General features: G+C 40.4%; 16 protein-coding genes and 2 pseudogenes. 4 read left to right on the top strand and 14 right to left on the bottom strand.

Annotated features, from left to right (window positions below):
* Positions 1 to 192: 192 nt before the first annotated feature.
* Positions 193 to 1,986 (bottom strand): McrB family protein, encoded by a 1,794-nt coding sequence (locus AC3WJJ_RS23015; protein WP_492544172.1) that lies wholly within the window; start codon positions 1,984 to 1,986, stop codon positions 193 to 195.
* Between the two features lie 180 nt (positions 1,987 to 2,166).
* Between AC3WJJ_RS23015 and AC3WJJ_RS23020 the strand changes: the two genes are divergently transcribed.
* From AC3WJJ_RS23020 to AC3WJJ_RS23030, 3 genes and pseudogenes are all read left to right on the top strand, one after another.
* A complete protein-coding gene (locus tag AC3WJJ_RS23020; protein ID WP_492544174.1) occupies positions 2,167 to 3,393 on the top strand; it encodes a DNA adenine methylase in 1,227 nt (408 codons plus the stop codon).
* A 122-nt stretch (positions 3,394 to 3,515) separates the two neighbouring features.
* A pseudogene (locus tag AC3WJJ_RS23025) lies at positions 3,516 to 4,611 on the top strand (IS3 family transposase).
* Positions 4,612 to 4,751: 140 nt separating this feature from the next.
* The gene (locus AC3WJJ_RS23030; RefSeq protein ID WP_492544176.1) at positions 4,752 to 4,964 is read left to right on the top strand and encodes a helix-turn-helix domain-containing protein; all 213 of its coding nucleotides are present in this window, start codon (positions 4,752 to 4,754) and stop codon (positions 4,962 to 4,964) included.
* 165 nt (positions 4,965 to 5,129) lie between these two features.
* Here the strand turns inward: AC3WJJ_RS23030 and AC3WJJ_RS23035 are convergent, their stop codons facing one another.
* The 13 genes and pseudogenes from AC3WJJ_RS23035 to AC3WJJ_RS23095 form a co-directional block, all read right to left on the bottom strand.
* Positions 5,130 to 5,741 carry a DNA modification methylase gene (locus tag AC3WJJ_RS23035; protein ID WP_492544178.1) on the bottom strand — a complete coding sequence of 204 codons (612 nt, stop codon included), beginning with the start codon at positions 5,739 to 5,741 and terminating at the stop codon, positions 5,130 to 5,132.
* Between the two features lie 132 nt (positions 5,742 to 5,873).
* Positions 5,874 to 6,520 (bottom strand): annotated as a pseudogene (locus AC3WJJ_RS23040) (ABC transporter permease family protein); the annotation flags it as partial.
* A complete protein-coding gene (locus AC3WJJ_RS23045) occupies positions 6,510 to 6,686 on the bottom strand; it encodes a hypothetical protein (RefSeq protein ID WP_492544180.1) in 177 nt (58 codons plus the stop codon). The gene AC3WJJ_RS23045 and the pseudogene AC3WJJ_RS23040, both read right to left, overlap by 11 nt.
* Positions 6,687 to 7,131: 445 nt before the next feature.
* Positions 7,132 to 7,425: a hypothetical protein gene (locus tag AC3WJJ_RS23050; protein WP_492544182.1), complete on the bottom strand. Its 294-nt coding sequence runs from the start codon at positions 7,423 to 7,425 to the stop codon at positions 7,132 to 7,134.
* A 203-nt stretch (positions 7,426 to 7,628) separates the two neighbouring features.
* Positions 7,629 to 8,087 (bottom strand): hypothetical protein, encoded by a 459-nt coding sequence (locus AC3WJJ_RS23055; protein WP_492544184.1) that lies wholly within the window; start codon positions 8,085 to 8,087, stop codon positions 7,629 to 7,631.
* Between the two features lie 14 nt (positions 8,088 to 8,101).
* Complete coding sequence (locus tag AC3WJJ_RS23060; RefSeq protein WP_492544186.1) at positions 8,102 to 9,145, bottom strand: WXG100 family type VII secretion target; 1,044 nt, start codon at positions 9,143 to 9,145, stop codon at positions 8,102 to 8,104.
* 190 nt (positions 9,146 to 9,335) lie between these two features.
* Positions 9,336 to 11,111: a M56 family metallopeptidase gene (locus tag AC3WJJ_RS23065; RefSeq protein ID WP_492544188.1), complete on the bottom strand. Its 1,776-nt coding sequence runs from the start codon at positions 11,109 to 11,111 to the stop codon at positions 9,336 to 9,338.
* A gap of 2 nt (positions 11,112 to 11,113) precedes the next feature.
* Positions 11,114 to 11,476, bottom strand: a complete 363-nt coding sequence (locus AC3WJJ_RS23070; RefSeq protein WP_422659847.1) for a BlaI/MecI/CopY family transcriptional regulator — start codon at positions 11,474 to 11,476, stop codon at positions 11,114 to 11,116.
* A gap of 254 nt (positions 11,477 to 11,730) precedes the next feature.
* A complete protein-coding gene (gene gnpA, locus AC3WJJ_RS23075) occupies positions 11,731 to 13,905 on the bottom strand; it encodes a 1,3-beta-galactosyl-N-acetylhexosamine phosphorylase (protein ID WP_492544190.1) in 2,175 nt (724 codons plus the stop codon).
* A gap of 14 nt (positions 13,906 to 13,919) precedes the next feature.
* The gene (locus AC3WJJ_RS23080) at positions 13,920 to 14,096 is read right to left on the bottom strand and encodes a DUF6903 family protein (protein ID WP_492544192.1); all 177 of its coding nucleotides are present in this window, start codon (positions 14,094 to 14,096) and stop codon (positions 13,920 to 13,922) included.
* Positions 14,097 to 14,106: 10 nt separating this feature from the next.
* The gene (locus tag AC3WJJ_RS23085; RefSeq protein ID WP_422659843.1) at positions 14,107 to 15,000 is read right to left on the bottom strand and encodes a carbohydrate ABC transporter permease; all 894 of its coding nucleotides are present in this window, start codon (positions 14,998 to 15,000) and stop codon (positions 14,107 to 14,109) included.
* Positions 15,001 to 15,012: 12 nt separating this feature from the next.
* A complete protein-coding gene (locus AC3WJJ_RS23090; RefSeq protein ID WP_422659842.1) occupies positions 15,013 to 15,906 on the bottom strand; it encodes a carbohydrate ABC transporter permease in 894 nt (297 codons plus the stop codon).
* 119 nt (positions 15,907 to 16,025) lie between these two features.
* Entirely contained in the window at positions 16,026 to 17,393 is a 1,368-nt protein-coding gene (locus AC3WJJ_RS23095; RefSeq protein WP_422659841.1) for a carbohydrate ABC transporter substrate-binding protein, read from the bottom strand.
* 217 nt (positions 17,394 to 17,610) lie between these two features.
* Here AC3WJJ_RS23095 and AC3WJJ_RS23100 point away from each other — a divergent pair, with 217 nt between their 5' ends.
* The gene (locus AC3WJJ_RS23100; RefSeq protein ID WP_422659840.1) at positions 17,611 to 18,450 is read left to right on the top strand and encodes a helix-turn-helix domain-containing protein; all 840 of its coding nucleotides are present in this window, start codon (positions 17,611 to 17,613) and stop codon (positions 18,448 to 18,450) included.
* Positions 18,451 to 18,532 lie beyond the last annotated feature (82 nt).

Here is an 18,532-nt window from a genome sequence, read left to right on the forward strand (position 1 = left end):
CATCTCTAACAAACATCAAAGGGGGACGCGAATTGCTGATCCAATAATCATTAGAATCAACGCCGTAAAATCGATATCCTATAAGTCGATTAGAGTGAAACTCAGTTCCAACGTCAGATGTCCTGTTGAGTAATAAGGAAAAAACAAGAGGGTGCCCCAACAAAGTTTCTATAGTTCGTGTAAATTTACTTATTAGCATATAAAACCACAATACCCTGTAACGTTTAGATTTTTCTCCATTGCGACTAACTTCGCATAAGATTTGTTATATCTTATCTCGTCTCCAACCTTACAGAACTGTGTTAACTTTTTAAGCAATAATCCCAGTTGCTTTCGGTTCCCATGAATTTTTGGCAATATTTTTTGCATAAGAATTTCATCAAATAAACTATCATTTTTCACTAACCAATCTAATTTTACATTATAGTTTGTATACAGTTCCATTGCCTTTAAAAAGTATTCAGAACTTTCAACGACAATACGATAACCAAAGGTGAATTCTTCAACCAATTCATAAACTTTGTCAAGGAAGTCTATGATTGGTTTTATTAATGCACCTTCTTCCGGACTTGAATTATTTAACATTCTACTAACATTCAATGGTTCTAATAAATATTTGTTTAGTTCGCCGATACTCAGAGAAGCCTTCACATCACTACTAATAAGGGATTGATTCAAAATATTTGAAGGAGGCTCTGTGTTTCTTTCAATAACAAATGAACGATCAAGCACCTTTGGGGAAAACATATAAGTTGTCTCGTCAATATTTACTGTACCAATAAAAAATACATTGTCTGGTATGTAAAGTCCATTCCTACTAATTGCTTCATATATATATTCGAGGTATTCGGTATTATTTTGGTAATATTTTTGTAACAACAACAACTCATTTGTTGCTAATAACGGAACATTACTTATACCTTCGTGTCTTGAAGTTTCAAGTAATGCAAGGAACCGGGCAAAGTACATTTCCACATGGGATAAGTTCATTTCGTCAAAAAGAACAAAAAAAGGTATTTCGTTATATCTTTTTGAATTCGCCTTTAACAGCATATTTATCAACAATGTAGGTTGATAAACCTCCCCCTCCTCACCGAAAGGATTTTTATATCCAATAATATTTCTACCATCCTTCCAACCTGCTTCAACAGGAATGAAGGTTATATTAAAGTTTTCGTCTTTATGTTTAAGTGGGTTGATAGAATATGCCAATTTCCTAATGCCGTATGTCTTTCCAGTTCCACTTGCCCCAGTTAAAATTAGAAAAGGCTTAGTCGCAAGCGAAACCAACAAGTGCGTATCAACTTCAACATCATTTGACAAGTCAAATTCTAATGGAATTTCATTATCTTCAACAAGCGCATTCCCATCCAACCAACTCACAAACTGTTTTGCACTAAGTGAGAACACTAAATGGAACTTATATGAAATACATTGCTCGTAAAAATCCCTAATGTGTTCTTTATAATTTCCGGTTGGATTTTCCTCCCAATAAGTCTTTTTCAATCTATCAAATAATAGTATTTTTACAAGCTTACCCACTTCACCAGACTTAAAAAGTTCTGAAAAATCATATGCAACGATATCCGCTCGTATCGCTTGATCTGACGATGCTTTTGAAGTAACTAAAATACCTCGAATATTTGTAAATGTCTTCTCATTGTCGAATTGTTTTCTATTTATTACACCTTTCATATTTTCAGTGGCGGATCCACTAAAAATACTTATGAAACTTTCATGTGTGAATAAAACCGCAGTTAAACAAAACAACCCAATTTGCTCAGGATACTTTTGTATTTCATCCCAATAAGTCGGGATTTCACCGTTTTCATAAAGTCCTACTGTAGCGCGAAGTTGCGATGGGTCTATTGATAGTTCACTACGATATGTACCATTAAGGTAATCACGCAAACGACCTTCTTTAACAAGGGCAATAATATTCACAATTCCATATTTTGTTTGCGAAGCATTAATTTTAGATAGCATATTCTATGTCTCCATTTACTTGTATTTGGTCTAAATGACTCATCATTAAGAAAATCTAATCAAAATACCACAAAGTCATTCACAAATTCACGAATTTATGAAATAATGAATCACAAGCCGTATCTGTATCTCTCTTAAAGTGATATAATTAAGTTCTAAGAGAATGAAAGGGTGTTATCAATGATTAACAATGCAACTACGACTACAGAAGAGGATACTCTTCAGTTGAAAAATTACGATATTAACGCACCCCATATCACCAAATACATGGGTTCAAAAAAACAGATACTAGATTTTGTGATTCAAGGTATACAGGATAGTTATCTTGGTGGGACTGTATGTGATTTGTTTGCTGGTTCAGCTTCGCTAGCAGGCGCACTAAGAAATTCAGCGCCTGTTTTTTCTAACGACATTCAGGTTTACTCTTCATTTTTGGCTAACACCTACCTAGCGGATTATAACTGGGAAGAAAACAAGAACATATTAAGTGAAGTTATTGAGAAAGCATCTGAACGTGCCCAGATTTTCTTCAGCGCACATCCAAATCTTAATTTTAATTACGAAAACGAGCTAACTCTTCAGCAGTTTCAGGAAATTGAAAAAGAACAACAGGATCTTGTTGGATATGATTTTTCAAAATACGACTATCATCTGTTTGTAAAGAATTATTCAGGCACCTATTGGTCTTACAAACAATGTGTGTGGATAGATTCAATACGGTCTGTTGCAGATGACTATAAAAATACCGCTTTTTATTATCCGATTATATCCAGTTTAATGTTTGCCATGTCATATAATTCTCAAAGTACAGGTCATTATGCACAATACCGCGATCCAAACACTGTAGAGTCAATGAACGATATTAAAATTTACCGTCAAAAAGAGATTCTTCCTTATTTCCAAAGAAAGTTTGAAGAATTTCAAGGAGTGTTAGGAAGAAACCCCCTTAAACATAAAGTAACTTCGCTCGATTATTTGGAATGTTTGGACTTGATTGAACCAAATACTACAGTGTATGCTGATCCACCATATTGTTTTGTCCATTATTCTAGATTTTATCATGCAATCGAAACTTTGGTAAGATATGACTACCCTGATGTAAAATTTAAGGGCAGATATAGAACTGACAGGCACCAATCCCCTTTTTGCATTCGAACAAAGGTTAGAAAAGCTTTTGAGGAAATGTTCAGAAAAATTGCAAATAAAGAAGCTAACCTAGTACTTAGCTATAGTAATACAGGCATGATATTACTTGACGAATTGCAAGAACTAGCAAATGTTACTTTTGGTAGCAATTATACTGTTGAAGTTCGATCTCAGGATTACTTGCATAGTACTATGGGAAGAAAAGATGACAAGAATCGTAAAGTTCAAGAATGGCTTATCTTAGCAAGAAAGATAAGTTAAAAAAGATCTTTTGGCATAATGGAACTGCTAAACTGCTCCATAAAGTGAGACAAATCAAAACGCCTTCAAGAGAATGCGTTCATGTCGTAAGATATGAATACAATCTTAGAGGTGTTTTTTCATTGGAAACAAAAGTTAGCTACCCTGTGGATGTGAAGATGAAAGCCATTGAAATGAGATTGGCTGGGATTGCAATTAAAGAAGCTATGGAGCAACTAAGGTATACGTAATAAGACTCAAGTTAAAACCTAGATGCAGTCGTATCGTAAAGTTGACACGAATCGTCTGGAGCAACCTGTAGGCAAACAATACAGTTATGGAAAAGGACCTGAGTATACATCCGAACTAGAGAAACCTAAAAGTGGAGAATCGGCTTTTGAAACAACAATTTAGATGTGCTAAAAAAGTACAAGGATCTGTGAAAAGGAGTTGTCACCAAAGGTTGTCGTGGACTCGATCTAATCCATCCGGGGAGAAGCCGTTGTCAATCAAGCATGCGGGTGGTAAGAGAGCCCTCGTATTACTTACTACCGCTGGAAAGCCAAGTATGCGAGCGAACACAAGGAACATATGATAGCCCAGAAGATTCGCAACCTCTGTATTCAGCAAAAATTTCATTATGGATACCGAAGATAACGGCTTTCTTCAAGGAGGACATACAATCATTCACAAAACGTATACAATCAGATGGACGACTTCAGTGTCGTGTCAAAGTCAAAAAACGCAAACCAAAGGGACAACCTGCATATATAGCAGAGCATCTGTTAAAGCGCCAACTTAAAGGCTGATGCACTCGTCACGGATATTACGTATTTACCGTTTGGCGTAAAAACGCTGTACCTATCAAGCATCTTAGAGTTGTTTAACGGAGAAATAGTGGCTTACAGTATAGCAGACAGACAAGATACTGGATTGGTGCTGGATACGCTGCCGTTTCTACCAGACGTAATACTTCATAGTGATCAAGCTCTAGCATATCAGGAAGCTGTAAAAGGAAACGGCATTACCATGAGCATGTCCCGTAAGGGCACGCCCGCTGATAATGCCTCCATTGAATCGTTCCATTCCACTCTAAAGTCTGAAACGTTCTATCTCGAAGGTTTAACCTGTACAACGACGGCAATCGTTGAGCAAACCGTTAATTACTATAACTCAATTCGCATTCAAACGAAACTAATTAACCAGTTACCGATTTATTTCCGGCAACTAGCTGCTTAGGCTTGTAAGGTGTTTTGATTCCTGTCTCACAAACGAGAAGCAATCCCTAATCGCCAAAGGGTCCTTTTGTTGTCAGGTCCAAACGGTTGTAATTAGTAGTATATTTATTAGTAGATTATTTGTGTATAATATTAAATGAGGTGACTCGTATGTCTATCCACTTTAAATTAAAAGAATTACTACTTAAACGAGGGATAACCCAGAAACAATTATCAGAACTAACAGGGCTACACGAGAGTACTCTATCTGACATATCTCGCGATTTAAGGTCAGTTATTAATAAGAATCACTTAGAGTTGATAATGGAGGCATTAGAAATATATGATTTCAATGAATTATTTGAACGAACATAATGACCATCTTAATATTAAAGCCACCTAACGATTAACTCTTGCCCGCTAAGAGGCTATAACAAATGGCTCTATTATTCACAACTTTAACTTTTTCCATGTAGTATAGGGGAGACCAAATTATTCATCTATTCAACCTGATTTTTAATTATCTTTACTATTAAGTTATTATTTTCTAAAAATCAGTAAGTGCTCGTGAACAATTGGAATGAAATTCCCTATATATTTTTTTCTCGAAGAACTCTGATTATGTTGCAATTTAATGATATGAGATTCTATTGATCCAAAAAAATCCATATCTTTAATGATTGAGTAGTAAGTTCCTTGCTTCCTACAATCTCCGATCAATGTTGCAAGCCTCCCCCCTCCTTGAAGACTATCAAATAATCTACCGTGAACTATATTAAGTTTTTTAATAAAATCTTGATAATCTTTTGCGCGTGATAAATCATCTTCATGAGGCTCTCCCCATACTTTTCCTGAATAAATAACCATATCAAAATACGGAGGATGGCAAAAGATGAAGTCAGACTGAATTGGTATATCATCCTTCAACGCATTCCACATACCCCAACGTGGATTTAAATCTAAATGGACAGATTCTGTGTACCCTAGCTCTCTTGCTATTTCATAGCCAGTACCTCCTCCTGCAAAAACCTCCATAAAGGATTTGGGTTTGTAAAACTCAAGTAAGTCTTTAATTACAAACCCAGAGCAATTTCCTCTGTAGTTAGACTCCCCCCACTTTCCTCGATCCGGATAAGAGATTACACTTTTCATAAAATCCTCCCAATAACAAAATAAGCATGCCCAAAAAAATAATTGGGCATGCTTTGCTCCGACAATAAAACACATCTTAAATATATCATATCCTTCTTCAGATTAATACTATTTTATATACTCCGCGGATCACTTTAAATCTGTCTTATCTGCAATGGATTCCACTTGTTGATCTTGCTCGAAGAAGCTACGAACGGTTGTAAGATCCGCTGCGTTACTCGCTTCGACTAATAGCGTTGTTGGATTATTGGCGATGCCAAAGCTCTCTAGATACTCCGGTGTGATATAAAAAGACGGATTCGAATACTGGGTGGATATATGTGCAACCTTCATGTCGACCGTTTTGATAGCAACCGCTGGATCGGTGAACTTGATTCCGATGAGATCCCCTTCTGCGATCCGGTATTTGTCGGCATACTATTTAGGCACTAGCACACCACTGTCATTCAACGCGAACCGCTTTTCATTTTCGTCCATGAAATGAATAAGTGTATTTTCTTTATCCGTAACCACTAACGTGGCATTCTCGTTATCTTCTCCTAGGATGAGCTCCACCGGAAAGGTAGATAGATCATAACTACTCTCAATACCGCTGGGCAGTGTACCGTCTCGAGGACAGTTCCTCTCATATAATCGACTTTTAAGTCATAGGTGTTCACTTTTTCGATCTGGGCAGCTACTTGCATCAAGCCCATCTGCGTACCAAAAGCAGTGATCAGTAACACTGTACTCACCATGACACCAAAGGAACTCGCTACTGCTTTTGGTTTATTTAAAAAGCCCCTTCAATCTCCTTTGGAGTCCCCCTATACCTCCCTCCGAATCATGCTTCAATCTTTTTTTACCATTTCCAACCGCATTCTTAACAGATGGCTTCAATATATCTTTCGGTTTAATAAGAGCTCCACCCGCAACAAGTCCTGCTGATCCAAAAATACTAGCCATATTTTCTTTAGACCAAGCATTTGCAGGCCTCTTCAAACCATTCCTTTGGTTCCTCGTTGCTGCTTCCTACCAGAGCAAGAGGTAATAGCTCTTCATCAACTAAATAAATTGATTTCTATTTTTAATAAAACGGATACAATGATAACTAAAAAGGTCAATCCTGGTTGTAACTGACCATAGAATCGACCTGATTGGTGTAACACTATTAGATTCTTAGTGTGCCTTCAATTAATATGTTGGATTGAACTAACACTGACTAACTCCCATAACTTCTTTAAATTAGTAGGAATAACTCGCCTTATCGTCTCTCAAATTCATACACAACTGAGCATTTTTTTATTTATCCATTCTACTGCTAATTCTGCCTCTTCTCTTAATATAACGCCTCGCTTGCACTTATACTGAAAATTTTCTTTTGCCCAGACCAATATTATTTCCACAAATTCTAAAGTCTATCCTCTTCATCATCTTTTGCAAAAATATCTTTAATGGTTGTGTAGTACTTGTCAGATTGTATTAAGTTTACATTCCCCCCGCCTTCGTATAAGGTAATTTTCCCTTTTATTAATTCAAGCATCTTTTCTATTCCCTCCCGCAAAGCAGCAAAATCCCCAAAAATATCTGAACCTAATGAATTACTAATCAGATAACCATTCTTCAAAGATTTATCTATACCAAAATCCAAAATAACATCGTTATAATCTTCATTATATTCAGTTGTATACAAATATTTAATCATGTTGTTTCTTTCAAACCCCCATAGAAATCTGAATTATTTTAACTTATAGTAAACATCATATACTCCAGAGATAGAGGGATGTGGAACCCTAGTCCCCTCTCTACCCAAGTCATAGCTCAATACTTTCGGTTTATCCGGCAATGGGTACTCCTTTCAACTATAAAAAAACACCAGTAAAATCTCTACTGGTGTTCTCAATACAATTACATGAAATAAGATTTAATTTTATTTTCGATATCAATGTCCATACCGTAAACTTCAAAATACGAAGTATCAAATGGACGAATTTCTAATTCTGCCTCAGGATGTTGTAATCCTTCACTTTCTTCTGTTTCCGGTAATGTATCGGTATTCCATCCAATTTCTTTACCTTTCTTAATCCCGATGAACACTCCCGAATAGAACTGCACTATCTCTTCTGCTTTGTTAATCAGTTCATCTGTACTTAGGATTTCTGAGTATGGTTTTGGAAACAACACTTCGGATGGTTGATTACTGCTACCAAACACATCAAAAGCAAACCAAGTATAATTGGAAGTTTCCTGATGAATACAGTCTAGTATTTGAACAAGCTGTTTTCCCAAACAACCTATCTCGCTTTGGAAATGATCGCCACTTAATCTAAGTATAAATGTAGGTTTTTTAAGATAATTGTCCTCCAACTTTCCCACCTCCGTTACTTAAAACTCCATGATCCATCTTGAAAGACTGCAGGATGGTCATGTGGATTGGTATGATTCTGCGGACGACCATGGTCAGTCCAATCTGTACGTTTCACTGGAACACCATTCTCCCCCCACTCAAGGGTCTGAATATAATCCCCTTTTCTACCTTTTTGCCACCCAATCTGTGTATGAGGGTTCATTGATTCAGGTACATGAACGGTTCCATTTACCATTTTCCCGTCTGTTCTAGGAAGAGCCATGGGATTACCGCTAGCGTCCTTAGGAACATACTTTGGTGTTGGAGCATCTCCCGGCCCCTCAGCCTTCGCTACTCCCCCTCCATCTCCATCCGATTCACCTTTCAATCCTTTCTTACCATTTCCAACCTCACTTTTAACAGATGGCCTCAACACATCTTTCGGTTTAATAAGAGCTCCACCCGCAACAAGTCCTGCTGATCCCAATATACTAGCCATATGTTCTTCAGACCAAGCTTTTGTAGGAAAGAGGGTTTCTCTAATGGTGCCATGGACTCCAAGGGTCATATAATTGGCGAAGTCATTCGGGGAAGAAAACGCCTTATTAGCTCGATCGACATACCCTTGATAAGCTGCTTTGGGTATCCCAGCTGTCCAGTAGTCCAAAAAGCCCCACACAGAAGCATACCGTCTATCATATCTCTCATTAGAAGCTTCTACAAAATCATTCCCTAATCCTTTCAAGCTATCCCAGGCCTCTTCAAACCATTCCTTCGGTTCTTCATTCCTACCCACCAGGGCAAGAGGTAATAGCTCTTCATCTACTAATTTAAATCGATAAGCTATGCGTTTTAATTCTTCACTAATTGAGATCATATATTCGATGGTCTTCGTCATATCATTGCGAGCTCTATGATAATCTTCAAAAAAACGCTGCCTCGTCGTTCCCTCCCACATCAGCATGGTCTCCATTTGATGGTCCAGTGAACTTACTCTCCATTCCATCTGTAGGGACTCTACACGGAACTTCTCAGCGACTTGAATCAGCACCTCGGGTGGAACCTGGATTTTGGACATATGTATCACTCCATTATTTGCTAAACAGATTATACCCAATTACAAGTATCTGGAAAACATTCCAAGGTCCTGAATTTATTGATCTATCAGAACTGGATACCGCTCATCATATCTGTCATTAGAAACTACCAATATAAAAAAACACCCCGCTTCCGCGAGGCATTTCCTTGTACTCCATCTACACGCCTACTTAATTAATAATAAAATCAGACATTTGTACTTCATCCCAACTATCCTTAATAGCAGGATCAGCGCTAAATAGAGTCATTCCGCCGTCCTTATCCATCTTCACTTTAAAATAAAAATTCATTTCTTTGGTCTCTAGATATTCATCATATAACTGTTGGTAATACTTACTGCCGCTCTCCTTTGCATCTTTAATGTATTTCACGGTATCCGGATCTTTATCATAATTCTTATAGTTTATCGTGTAGGTGAAAGTAGCTTCCACAATCCCATCGATCGTTTCTTCCTTATAGTCCGATATTACAAAATTTTGAAGATCATAATAAGGAGAAAAGACACGTTTGCTCTCTTCCATCAGATACATAGTAACCTTACCCATATTTTGTTGTGCTGGTTCAAGGTTTATAAGCTCTTTCAGCTTCTCAGGAGTTTCGGCATAGTTTTTGATGTCTTCTCCTACCGTATAATTTGCCCACTCCCGTCCATAATTAAAGTTCACTTCACGGTTGCCGTCTGTCAGGGATGCCTGAACGCCGTCTGCATTATCAATCAGAGCAAGCAGGATCAGCGCATTGTTGAAGAAGGGACGAGAAACATTCGTTTCTTTGTTGTCATACGCCGCCAAGACTTCGGACGAAGCAGAATACACCAGTTTAACTTCATAGGGCCGTTCACTTGTTTTCAGTTCCATGTGGTCATACTGCACATTATTAGGCAAAGGCAACAAGCTAATCAGTTTTCCAACAGCGGAGGCATTACCTATATAAGGTGTGTGAGCTTTCCACAGTTCCTCGTGGACTTCAATCTTCTCCGGTAAAAGTGACTCTTCTGCCTTTAATATAGTCGTTTTTGGATTAGCGATAAGCCCAATACCAATAGCGATGACAAAGATAACAGAGAATGCCGTTACCCAAAGCCTTGGCTGCTTGTATTTAAGGACATTCTTAATCCTTGCTTTTATGCTCCCCTCACCAAAAGCAAGTGGACTCCCGTTCATGATATGCTTTCCGACAGCAAGCGATAATAGGGAAGCCGCATAAGGCTTCTTCACATCTGCATCCAACTTCTTCAGTACCTGTTCATCACAGGACAGCTCCATGTCCATGCTCATTAAGATGAAGGCGATCCACACTAGCGGATTAAACCAATGGAAAGATAGGATGATGAAAGCTAACGCTTTAATGATATGATCCTTGCGCCGAATATGCGTCTGTTCGTGAAGGAGGATATACTTTTTCTCGTCAGCACTCATTCCCATGGGTAAATAGATCTTGGGTCTTATCAGACCAAGCACGAACGGCGTCTTCAAATTTCTAGCTTCGTAAATATTGTCCTCTACCCACTCTGCATGTTTAAGTTGTCTCTTTAAGATCACAACCGATCCCACACTGTAAAGGAGCAGTACTGCCGCACCCACAATCCAGATATAAGCCCCTATATTTGAATACATGAGCAGAGAGCTCACTTTAGCTCCAGAATCAACGGCTGGAAACGCCCCGCTTACGAGCGAATTAACTACAGTGATGCCACTATCCATCAGCGGACTTGATTGCTGGATGATTTTATCCGGGATGATCGAGTTATCCGTGCCTCGGGGGAACAGGCTAAATATACTTTCGAATGAGAACGGAAAAACAAGGCGGAATGCAGCGGCACTCCATAGGGCATAGGAGATGATTTTGGGCGCCTTTTTTAACAGAAATCTGGCAAGAATCACAAAGAGGATGACGTAACTGGCCGTCAGACTCATGTTCAATGTCGTAAGAAACAAATCACGCATTTCTACTCCTCCTTGTGTTCATCAATTAGCTTCTTTAATTCATCAGCTTGTCGTTTGCTTAGTTTCTTCGCGCCCATGAATGCTGTTAGAAATTTAGGTAATGACCCGCCGAAGGTGTCCTCAACGAAACGGTGACTTTGTTTTGAAACATATTCGTCCTTAGGAATTAAAGACGTAACCACTGCATTTTCATTCTGAAAAATCTCTTTCTCACATAATTTTTTCAACACGGTATACGTAGTGGACTTTTTCCACTTCATCTCGTCTTCACACCGCTTCACCAGATCGCCAGAGCCGATCGGTTCATTCTGCCAGATGATATCTGCGAACTTCTCTTCACTTTCGGTAAGTGTGTATTCCGCCATGACTGCACCTCCCTTGGTCTATATGTTATCGACCTTTATGATTTATAAGTCTACGACTTATAGACCAGTAAGTCAATGTCTTTATTGCCTATTCTTTTGACGAAGTGAGCTCCGTTGCAAAACAACAAAAGCTGATTCCCCCCACCTCGTGCATGAACCTACCAAGCAACTTCGCCCCAAATACAAAAAGACCGCCCAATGGACGGTCTTTCCTATCACTTAAGCTCACAATAGCAACTTACATCCTGCCGCATTTAAATCTCATACCACTTAATCTCATTCGCTTCCAATTTCAGAGCGAAGCTAGACCCATCCCCACGATAAACGACTGTTTCTTGCGGCTCGTAAGTGTTGTTCACGACACAGTATTTACCGTTCTTCACATAGGCGTGAACCTCGACGTTATAGTTCTCGCTGAACCAGCGGTTCAGCTCGTGGTCGCTGTGAGCACTCCACAGGATTGCACGATACAACAAGCGACTGTTCTCGAAGCTATATGGCAGACCACTAATATATACGCTTCTTCCGCTACCGAATTCGTTCGTAGCAAGCTGGACTTCTTTATCCAAGTGACGGAGGATCGTCGTACCTTCTAGTGCAAAGATATTTTTCTTACCTTCACCAAAGTCGATTTCCTTTTGTCCATCACTATTGGTTTTGCAATCGGCCGTAATGAAATGATCATGCTCATCCCAGTTATACTTATCATAGCCTAGGGTGAATCCACGCTCTTCCTCTACGCCGAGGATATTCGCCAGTTGAAAATATCGTCCATTTGCTTGATGCGCCGTTGGCTCACCCACTCCGATGAATCCGCCGCCCTTATGAACAAAACCTTTCACTGCGGTCACGATGTCTGTATCCAGCCACCATTCTCCGCCCGTATAGGCCGTATCTGCATCCCCGATATTCAATATGACGTCAATTCCATCCAGAATGGAGGCATCTTGTTTAATATCATCGAAGCTGATGAATTTCACATCGAATGGTGCACCGGAGAGTGCTTCGATAATGCCAGCATAGCTGTAATTTTGCTTATAATAGAGTGCATGATGGACCATATGGTTACCCCATGCCCGCATTTTCCCCCAACAATTAAGAACCGCAACCGTCTTAACACAATAAGGTGTTGTTCCCTGTACGTTGTCGTATAGCGTACGGAATTCATCCGTTACGCTTTCTACATAATCGATAAAGTCTGGAAAATCGAGCGCCAGCTTCAGATATCCACCATAGCCAATCCGATCTATAGGTTTGCGAAGGATCGCACGTCTTGCTGTCACCCAGTTCACTTTCGCTTCTTTAACTGGATCTCCACCTTCATGGAAGGTATCTGGGAAGAAATAAGGTAAGAAGCGACCTTCTGTATATTTCACACCTGGAATGTCACTGATCAGCCTTAGTGTTGAACCGTTCCCTACACTGCCAACTACGGCATCCAGACCAATCGTCGCGAATTCCTCCATGAAAGGCTCTGTACCGATCCAGTGATCGCCCAAGAACATCATCGCTTCCTTCCCACATTCGTGGGTGATATCGACCATTTCCTTGGCAAGCTTCGCCACTTCACGGCGCTGGAAGGCTTGGAAATCACGGAACTCCTTGGTTGGTATGCGATAATTGTTATTGTAATAGCCTTGATCAATAATATATTCAGCTCTGAACTTATAGCCAACTTCTTCTTCGAACTGTTCGAGGATATACGGGCTTACCGAAGCTGAATAGCCGTACCAGTCCACGTATTTCTCACGAGCAAGCTCATCGAAAACGAGGGTGAATTGGTGGAAAAATGTTGTATAACGAATCACATTGACATACGGATGATCTTTAATAAATTTACGGATACGCTCCATGGTGTATTCACGGGTCTTCGGTTGACGAACATCAAAGGTAATCTGATGCTCCACGTCCTTCCATTCATTGACGACCGCATTGTACATATGAACGGGATCCCACATGATATAAGCCAAAAAGCTAACCGTATAATCATGGAATGCCGTGGTAGTGATGTTTACATTTCCTGTCTTCTCGTCATAGCTCCATTGATCGGTAGGGACAGGCTCTCCTGTCGTGCGATCGATGACTTCCCACCAGCGCTTGATATCATCGCGGGTGTTCACAGCGAGCATATCCGGATAAAGACCCTTCATTAAGTTGATGGATAGGCTTGGTCCTTCAGCTGTATGTGCCGGTGTCATCAAATACATCTGCTGGATTTCGTCCGGATTCGCATTTGCCCATACGTTGTCCTTACGAGTCGTATAATACGTGGAGTATATCTTAGCATCGACTTCTTGCAGCTCCACCGGAAAGTCAGTACCATCACAGTCACGTACGGCGTCCGCTCCCCAGCGTTTCATGACCTCATGCGTCTGGGAAATAACGTCCAAATCCGTTGGTATCGTAACACGTCCTCTAGTTTTACTCATCGATGACAGCTCCTTTATTTGTATTTACGATTATAGAACCACAGCAGACTAATCAACATGGCGAGCCCAAGTAACATAAGACCGAGTCCGGGTGCACCAATGTGTTTTACGCCGACAATCACGAGTGTCATACCGATGATAAACACAATCAGCATCAGCACACCACGTAAAGCATTCATCGAATCATTCATATTAGCCACCTTAACCTTTCAACCCGCCCATAGTCATTCCTTGGGTTAGCTTCTTTTGTACGAGAATATACAGAATGAGAGTCGGAAGCATAACGAGTACGAGACCTGCGTACATCTGACCGTATTCAACCGCCGATTTCTGCGCTGCCATCAGGTTCATTAAGCCAACAGGCAGTGTTTTGAGTCCCGGCTTTGGTAATAGTGTCATAGAAACGATATATTCGTTCCAGAACGATAGGAAGTTGAACAGAATGACCGTGACAATGCTCGGTTTAGCCATAGGCATAATCACTTGAACCATCGTGCGGAAATAACCTGCGCCATCCACGGAAGCTGCTTCCTCGTATTCTTTCGGTAGAGATTTGAAATATCCTGACATCAGATAGATGGTGAAGGACAGTGCCATAGCAGCATAAACGATGGCAAGGACGAACAGATTGTTTAATAGAATCGGATGTCCAAAAATACTGCGAGCTACCTTATCCCCGTTGTTAAGCATTAGGAAAATCGGTACGACGATGTAGTTGATATTGATAAACAACCCCGCCATGAACAACATGTTCCAAAAACCATTTCCTATAAATTTAAATCGTGAAAGTACATAGGCTGCTGGCAGTGCTACTACAAGTAAAATCACGAGTGCCATAGCTGTTACCAAAACCGAATTAAGCATGTATGAACCCATCTTGGCCTTAAACCATGCATCCGCAAAGTTCTGCAGATAAATGCCTTCTGGAAGCGCCCACGGGCTGCCATAGAACTCACTATCTTGTTTGACCGAAGACATGAACGCCCATAGCACGGGGATTGCAATGATGACGGCCAAAGCAATCAATATTACATATATAAAGCCTTTATAGAACTTATCGCTACCGCGTTGCCCTGCGAGTTTATCTTTCTTCATCTTGTCCCCTCCTTAATACTCCAAATGCTCTCGTTTAGTGACTACATTCAAGATCGCTGCAAGCGCAAACGAGAACAGGAACACAACAACACCGATTGCCATTCCGTAGCCATACGAGGAATTGGTATAAGCTTCTTTATACATGTAGCTCAGGAATACCTCAGTGGCACCGTCTGGGCCGCCGCCTGTCATAGCCATAACGAATAGGAAGCTCATATTAATCGTGCTGATAATGAAGAAGGTGAGGGTCGTGCGTATGTTCGTCCAGATGAGTGGGATAGTGATAGAGAAAAACTGAGTCATCCGACCTGCACCCTCTAGCTGCGCTGATTCATATAAACTCTCGGGAATGTTAGCCATACTTGCCATATACATGACCATGTAATAGCCAATGGCCTGCCATATCATTGCGCCGGCGAGACTGAAGATAACAATGTTCTGGTCTCCAAGCCACAGAATCGGCTCTGCCCCTGATCCACGGAATAAATTCACGAAGGAGTTCAGAAGCCCGCTATTCGGATCATAAATGGCTGAGAAGATCGCGCTAATAACAACAACGGACAGGATGTTCGGAATGTAGAAAATGACGCGTAATAGATTTTGTCCTTTGATTTTTTCACGGGACAACATCGAGGCAAATAGAAGTGACAAGCTAAAGGTTACGACTGTAACGATGACAATGAGTAGAACACTGTTTTGGAAGGTCTGATAAAATTTATCACTTTGAAAAAGTTTCGTGAAATTCTCCATACCTACAAAGGTTTTGTTATCGGTGTAGCCTCCCCACTTGTACATGGACATCCGAAATACATCAAATGTAGGGATAATCAAGAATATGATGAATAGGAGAACAGCAGGTGCTAGACAGAGGAATATAAAGCGTCCTCTTCCTTTGGTGGAATTCATTGGCGATCTCTCCTTCTTAAGGTCAGAATAATGGTGGGCAGCTAATGCTGACCACCATCATTACTGGATTTTTGTGGATTCCCCTACTTCATCGAGGGGAACCCTAAAAATCCACCTTATTATTGTTTCAATGCACCGCGCAGGGCATCGCTATCTTTTGTGATGGCATCAACCCATTGTTGCTGAGTCTTAGCACCGGTTACTAGGGAATCGATCGTACCGAATACGGTATCACTGATGTTAACGCCTTCAACAGGGTCTGTTGTTGCAAATGCGCCCATAGATGCTTTTGCACCATTATCATAGATGCTGTAGAAGAGTTTGTTGTCACCATCAAGTTTATTGGACATATCTTTAATCGGTTGAACGGCACCCACTTTAGCAAAAATAGCAGCGGCTTCATCAGAGTACAGATATGCGATGAACTGTTTTGCTAGATCCGCGTTCTCCGCTTTTGCAGGAACCCAGATTTGTTCAAAGAATGTGTAAGAGTAGCTGTCGCCACCATCTTTTACGGCAGGAAGAGCTGTGAAGCCCCATTTGAAACCTTCTGCACGAGGAGCTTTACTCATTTCGCCAACGACCCAAGTACCATTCGGCATGAACAGTGCTTTATTGTCTAGAATAAGTTGTTGGTTTTTAGTAAAGTTATCTTTGTTACCGTTCGCTGGGACTGTTTTCTCTGTATATGTAGCTAGTTTAGTAATGATATCGAATACTTGTGTCGCTTCTGGGGACTGCCAGATTCCTTCAGCATAGTGCGTTGCTTTCGTGAAGAATTCCGCACCACCGACTTCGTTAAGCAAAGCATAGAAGAAAGAATCAAAGTATCCTGTCGTTGGGTAGGAGAATAGTGCAATTCCTTCAGCTTTAGCTTTATCACCTAGAGCCCACATTTCGTCCCAAGTCTTAGGAACTTCCCAGCCCTTTTGTTCAAACAGACCTGCATTGTAGAATAATCCCGTAGGGCTGTAGAACATTGGCATAAGGTAAGTCTTACCGTCGCCATAAGGATTCGTAATTGTCGTATCCGTGAATCCAGGGATCAACTTGTCCTTTACGGTAACGCTTTCACCAGGAACAGTCATCGATAGAACATCGGTAAGATCTGTTAGGTTGTTATCTTTAACAAAAGTTTCAGTCAGACCCTTTTTCTGACCAGTTGCTAAATGGATGACGTCAGGGAACTCACCGGATTTCATGCCAGGTCCAATGACATCTTCAATATTTTTATCAATCGTGCTTTCTACTTTTACTCCAGGGGTTGCCTTTTCAAATGCTGCTGTAATCTCTCCCCACACATCAGCGCCATAAGCCGTTTCGAGTGCGGCTAACTTAAGCGTACGCGTCTCTGTAGTTGTCGTATCCGATGGTGTATTAGGCGTATCTGTCGATGTAGAACCAGAACCATTCTCTGAAGTGCTACCACAGGCTGCAAGACTAAGCGACAATAAAGCTGTAACTGCAAGGCTAATAACTTTTTTCACAATACCCCTCCGTATTTATCTTTTTTTGTGAATAGTGTAACCGTATACATTACTGTTTCATCTTATCCCACCAAGTCGTTTTATTTCAACAGACATATTGCCTTTCATTTTATATATCTTGCTATATTACAATTTTATAAATTAATAACGATCCTTGTTTATTGTTGTCGAATCTAGTGGTAGAGTGAAATTATATGACAGGAAAGGACTGAGATATTTGGGGAATGTACGATATTGGATACCTGGGAAGAGACAAGGAGAGATTCCAGCTCGGCTCATCTATGTCAGTTCCGCAATCTATGAAGGTGACTGGTCCAGCATACGTCATTCTCATAATTTTTCTGAGTTGTTCTATGTCCGAAGCGGGCAAGGCAATTTCATCGTAGAGGATGAAATGTTTCCAGTGAAGCAAGATGATCTTGTCATCGTCAATCCGAATGTAGAGCATACCGAGGTATCTGTTAGCAATAATCCGCTGGAGTATGTTGTTCTTGGGGTCGAGGGAATGAGCTTCGATTTCGGAGATCGAACAGGAAGTCGTAATCATGAGATCATTAACTATCAAAATCAGCGGGATGAGCTATTGTTCTATTTCAACGCGATGCTTCGAGAAACGGAGAATAAGCATGAAAACTACGAGGCCATCTGTCAAAACTTACTTGAGGTTGTTGTGATTAGCTTAATGCGTAGCTCGGGTCATCCCTTCTCTGTCGTCACTACTCAAAAGGCGAACAAGGTCTGCAGCCGGATCAAACGCTATATCGATTCCAACTATTCAGAAGATATCTCGCTCGACTCTCTTGCAGAACGAGCTCATATAAGTAAATATTATCTATCTCATACGTTTACTAAATATTATGGTATGTCCCCTATCAATTATTTGAATGAGGTCAGGCTTCGTGCCAGCAAAGAGCTACTAGAAACAACGGATCTTTCCATTTCACAAGTTGCTGAATCGACGGGCTTTTCCTCTCAGAGTTATTTCTCACAAAGCTTCCGCCGCAGCTGTGACGTCACGCCACGAGATTACCGGATTATGACCAAAGGGCGCGTGTAGTGATTAGCATAGATTTATAATAGCAAAAAAACAAACGAGCCTTAGGAATATACCTAAGGCTCGTTTTTCATGTGTTGCACAA

Source organism: Paenibacillus sp. FW507-14B1B, assembly GCF_058781425.1.